The sequence below is a fragment of the Moorena sp. SIO1F2 genome (assembly GCF_010672755.1).
In the GTDB taxonomy this organism is placed as follows: Bacteria; Cyanobacteriota; Cyanobacteriia; order Cyanobacteriales; family Coleofasciculaceae; genus Moorena.
The window spans coordinates 1-3773 of the sequence record NZ_JAAHFV010000497.1; the positions used below are offsets into that span (position 1 = coordinate 1).

The following is a 3773-nucleotide window of genomic DNA, read 5'->3' on the forward strand; positions in this document are numbered from 1 at the left end:
ACCTAACTAAACCTAAACCTAACCCTACGATCTAACCTAAGAATAACCTAAGACCTAACTAAGTCTAACCTAACCCCTAACCTAAGAACTCGAGCGAGTGCAAAATGCCGCGAGTGCAAAACGCCGGTTACCCCAGGGACATACGTACATATCAATACGGGGGGGGGTCGCTGCTAGCGGATTATTCCTAGCCTTCTAGTTAGGATTCGCTTTGCAATTGCTCCCTTACTCCTTTTAGATGCCCTGGATCGTAACATCAGCTATTGGTTTATTATTGGTTATATCATTGCCGTACTGTCAGACATTTTTGATGGCATCATTGCTCGTCGATTAAAGGTTAGTACAGTCCAACTTCGTCAAGCAGATAGTTGGGCAGATATCTGTCTATACTTGTGCGTTGCCATTAGCACCTGCTTGGTATACCCCAAGGTTATCAAAGATTTCCAAATCCCTTTATTGTTAGCGATCGCTGCCCAAGTTACTTTGTTCACAATCAGTCTAATCAAGTTCAGAAAATTCCCTAGCTTCCATACCTACACTGCGAAAATATGGGGGTTAACGCTACTGGTGGCCACGGTGGGATTATTTGGTTTTGACTATGCTAAAACCCTGTGGTTCGCAATCGCCCTTTGTCTGCTCAATAGTTTAGAAGAGATTGGGATGACGTTGCTCTTGCCTGAGTGGCAATGTGATATTTTAAGCATCTTCCATGCATTCAACTTACGCCAAACCTTGATTGCAAAATTAAAAATTCAGGAGAAGATTGGCTGAAGAATAATATAGCAGTTCTCAGGACGAGTGAGGTAATTTAATCCTAGGTTTTAGGGAGCAGGAATCTTCGGAACAGTCGTCGTTCCCTGCTCCCTACTCCCTACTCCCTACTCCCTACTCCCTCAAAACCTAACCTAATTGAAAACCGCTCTACTACTACGGCAAATCAATCCTTCTGATCCAAAATGTGTGTAAGAGTATGGATTATTCTGATCTGGCCACAGTTGCTGGCCTTTCTCAACTCCAATTTCTTTAACTACCTCTAACTTACCTTCATCGATCGCTTCATTAACTGCCCTAAAGACGCTTTCCCATGCTCCGTAATCATCAAAAATGATCAATGCATTCTTAAATCGCTTTAAACAGTTATCAATATCTTGTTTGATATACTCGTATTTGTGACGTGCATCTATTAAAACCACATCAGCAGGAAAGGTTAACTCATTCCAATCAGAATTATACACATCAAATTTTTTGAATTTTACATTAAAATTCAAAAGATTGTTTAGTCTTGCTACTCTCAGGTACCTATCGTTAACATCTAAACCCAGATATTGAGTGAAGTGATCAGCTAGGTGCTTTGCGGTCAAGCCCTTGTAACATCCCACCTCTAATAAAGTAGATTTTTTTTTCGGTAAAAATTGTTTTACATGATCACGGAATTGTTGGCTAACTGTCCAACAATCTTTACTTTTATCTACAGGTAGGACTATATCCTGCCATGTATTCTGTATTTCATTGAATATCTCAAGCATAGGTTGTAATTAGTAACAGTAATAAATAGTAAAGGGAACAGGGAGTCGGGAGTCGGGAGTCGGGAGTCGGGAGTAGGGAGTAGGGAGTCGGGAATAGCGAACTTCGGATCAAATAGATATCCTATCAAATAAAATAACTGACACCACACACTTCCCACACGCCCTATTCCCCATTCCCTACCCCCAGGGCTGTCGCAGCACCTAAGTGCTTGAGCAAGGTGGCCATAGGAAGTGGCCCAAGCAGATGACTCCAAGGCAAGACTTGCTCTGTTGACCAGTCGGTATAGACGTAGAAGTCTAGTTCAGGTAACTGTCCTCGCAATTGTTTAAAGGCACGGCGGAAACTGCCTAGGGAATCCCCATAATGCCTGGTTAGTTCTAAGAGTTGGGATAAGCGACGATCCCCTCGGGAAATGAGTGCTTGAATTACTGACCAATTGTAGCTTTCTGGTCGAAAGTCTATGGCTTGCGATCGCAATTTTTTCTGCAACAACTTGAGGCGCTTCTGGGCTTGGGGATTGACACCAAACCACTGAAAGGGTGTATGAGCTTTGGGAACAAAGGTGGAGCAACCGAGGGTTAAGCCTAGACCGGGGGCTGCTTTCTTAATCTGTTCCATCATCGCTACAGTTTCTTCAACATCTGCTATTTCCTCTCCGGGAACTCCTACCATCCCGTAGAGTTTCAGACGTTTTAATCCCCCTGCTTTAGCATTCACTGCTGCCTGGATAATTTGGTCATTGGTGAGTTTCTTATTAATAATCTCGCGCAACCGTTGTGAGCCACTTTCCACTGCAATCGTAATGGAACGGGTGTTCCGTTTAGTTAGGGTTTGGGCTAGCTTTTCGGTAACTGTATTGGTTCGCACTGAAGCAATACTCAAGCGCACATGGTTGTATTGTGGCTGATTTAGGTAATCTAACAAAACATCAAACTCGGGATGCTGGGTGACGGATGCTCCCAGTAAGCCAATCCGGTCTGTTACCTTTAATCCCCTTTCTATAGCTGGAATCAACGAATCGATAGCGCTAGGAGTACGAAATGGTAACGTCAGGTAACTGGCCAGACAGAAACGACACATCTCTGGACAACTGCGCACCACTTCTACCATGTAGATGTTTTCCCAAGCGGCTTTTTCGGTGACCACTGTGGAAGCAGACAGGGTATTGCCCCGATAGGTCTGTTTAGATACGGTGGCAGGAATCTGATCAGACACTGGTTGAATGGATGCGATCGCACTGGTTAGGTCATGGTAGGTTACCTGATATAGACTGGGTATATAAACTCCAGGGACTTGAGCCAGATGCTGCAGTTGAGTATTACGTTCAGCAGTACGAACCTCTTGATAAGCATCGATAAAATTATCTAGCAGGATTTCCCCATCTCCGAGCAAAATCACATCAAAGAAGTCAGCAAAGGGTTCTGGATTAGCCGTTAACACGGGACCGCCACCAAACACTAGGGGATGGCTAGAGTCTCGTTGTGCTGAGTATAGGGGTATCTCCAAAAATTCCAATCCCGCTAAGATATTGACATAATCCAATTCCCATGATATAGAATAACCTAGTAATTCTGGCTGTCTCGGTAATGGCTCATGGTAATCGGTGAATAAGCGGCTGACCATTAGGTCAGGGCGCAAGGCTAAAGATGCCCACACTATCTGATAGCCAAGACTAGTAATACCGACGTTGTATTGATTAGGAAAGGCAAAGATAGTAGGAATGGCATTGGAGTCAGGAGTGGCTGGTGTAAACAGAAGACGCTCGGAGGAAAATACCACAGGGTTTAAAGTTGACGAATCATGTTGAACAATAGCAAAAAATAACGTTTATTTTATTATTTCCATTATGCTTTGGTTCATGAGTAAGCATATGCGCTACAGATGGTGCTACTTGAGGTGCCGTCAGCTGTCAGCAGTTAGCTTAATGCTTAAGGCAACGGAGTTGCCGAACTAGCCCGTTTCCTTCAAATTGCTATGGGTTCAGCCAGTGAACTTGAAGATCACCTGTTACTGGCAGAAGATCTTAACTTAACTATTAGCCAAAGACTATGAATCCCATCCCAGCAGAGGTAACTCAGCATTATCCGAATGCTTACCTGTTTTATTCAAAAGCTGATAGCTGAATGCTGATAGCTGAATGCTTACCTAGTACGTAGAAATCCGGATTTTAGGCAAGCAGAAAGAAAAAAGTGACAGATTCACTAAATTTAAGATTTATAGCCCTAAAATAGACAACAAGTTATAAG

3 protein-coding genes and 1 pseudogene are annotated in these 3773 nt (G+C 43.4%); 2 read left to right on the forward strand and 2 right to left on the reverse strand.

Annotated features, from left to right (window positions below; all coding sequences use genetic code 11):
• Nucleotides 1–216 precede the first annotated feature (216 nt).
• Nucleotides 217–771 carry a CDP-alcohol phosphatidyltransferase family protein gene (locus F6J94_RS34545; protein ID WP_367142305.1) on the forward strand — a complete coding sequence of 185 codons (555 nt, stop codon included), beginning with the start codon at nucleotides 217–219 and terminating at the stop codon, nucleotides 769–771.
• A gap of 134 nt (nucleotides 772–905) precedes the next feature.
• Here the strand turns inward: F6J94_RS34545 and F6J94_RS31680 are convergent, their stop codons facing one another.
• Together F6J94_RS31680 and F6J94_RS31685 are read right to left on the reverse strand one after the other, a co-directional pair.
• A complete protein-coding gene (locus F6J94_RS31680; RefSeq protein WP_293047519.1) occupies nucleotides 906–1526 on the reverse strand; it encodes a bifunctional 2-polyprenyl-6-hydroxyphenol methylase/3-demethylubiquinol 3-O-methyltransferase UbiG in 621 nt (206 codons plus the stop codon).
• 163 nt (nucleotides 1527–1689) lie between these two features.
• Nucleotides 1690–3306 carry a radical SAM protein gene (locus F6J94_RS31685; protein ID WP_293047521.1) on the reverse strand — a complete coding sequence of 539 codons (1617 nt, stop codon included), beginning with the start codon at nucleotides 3304–3306 and terminating at the stop codon, nucleotides 1690–1692.
• Nucleotides 3307–3480: 174 nt separating this feature from the next.
• Between F6J94_RS31685 and F6J94_RS34550 the strand changes: the two are divergent.
• Nucleotides 3481–3579 (forward strand): annotated as a pseudogene (locus F6J94_RS34550) (four helix bundle protein); the annotation flags it as partial.
• Nucleotides 3580–3773 lie beyond the last annotated feature (194 nt).

Bases quoted from the DNA above. Each gene is read 5' to 3' on its own strand.
- F6J94_RS31680 (WP_293047519.1), bottom strand. From the start codon at position 1,526: ATGCTTGAGATATTCAATGAAATACAGAATACATGGCAGGATATAGTC.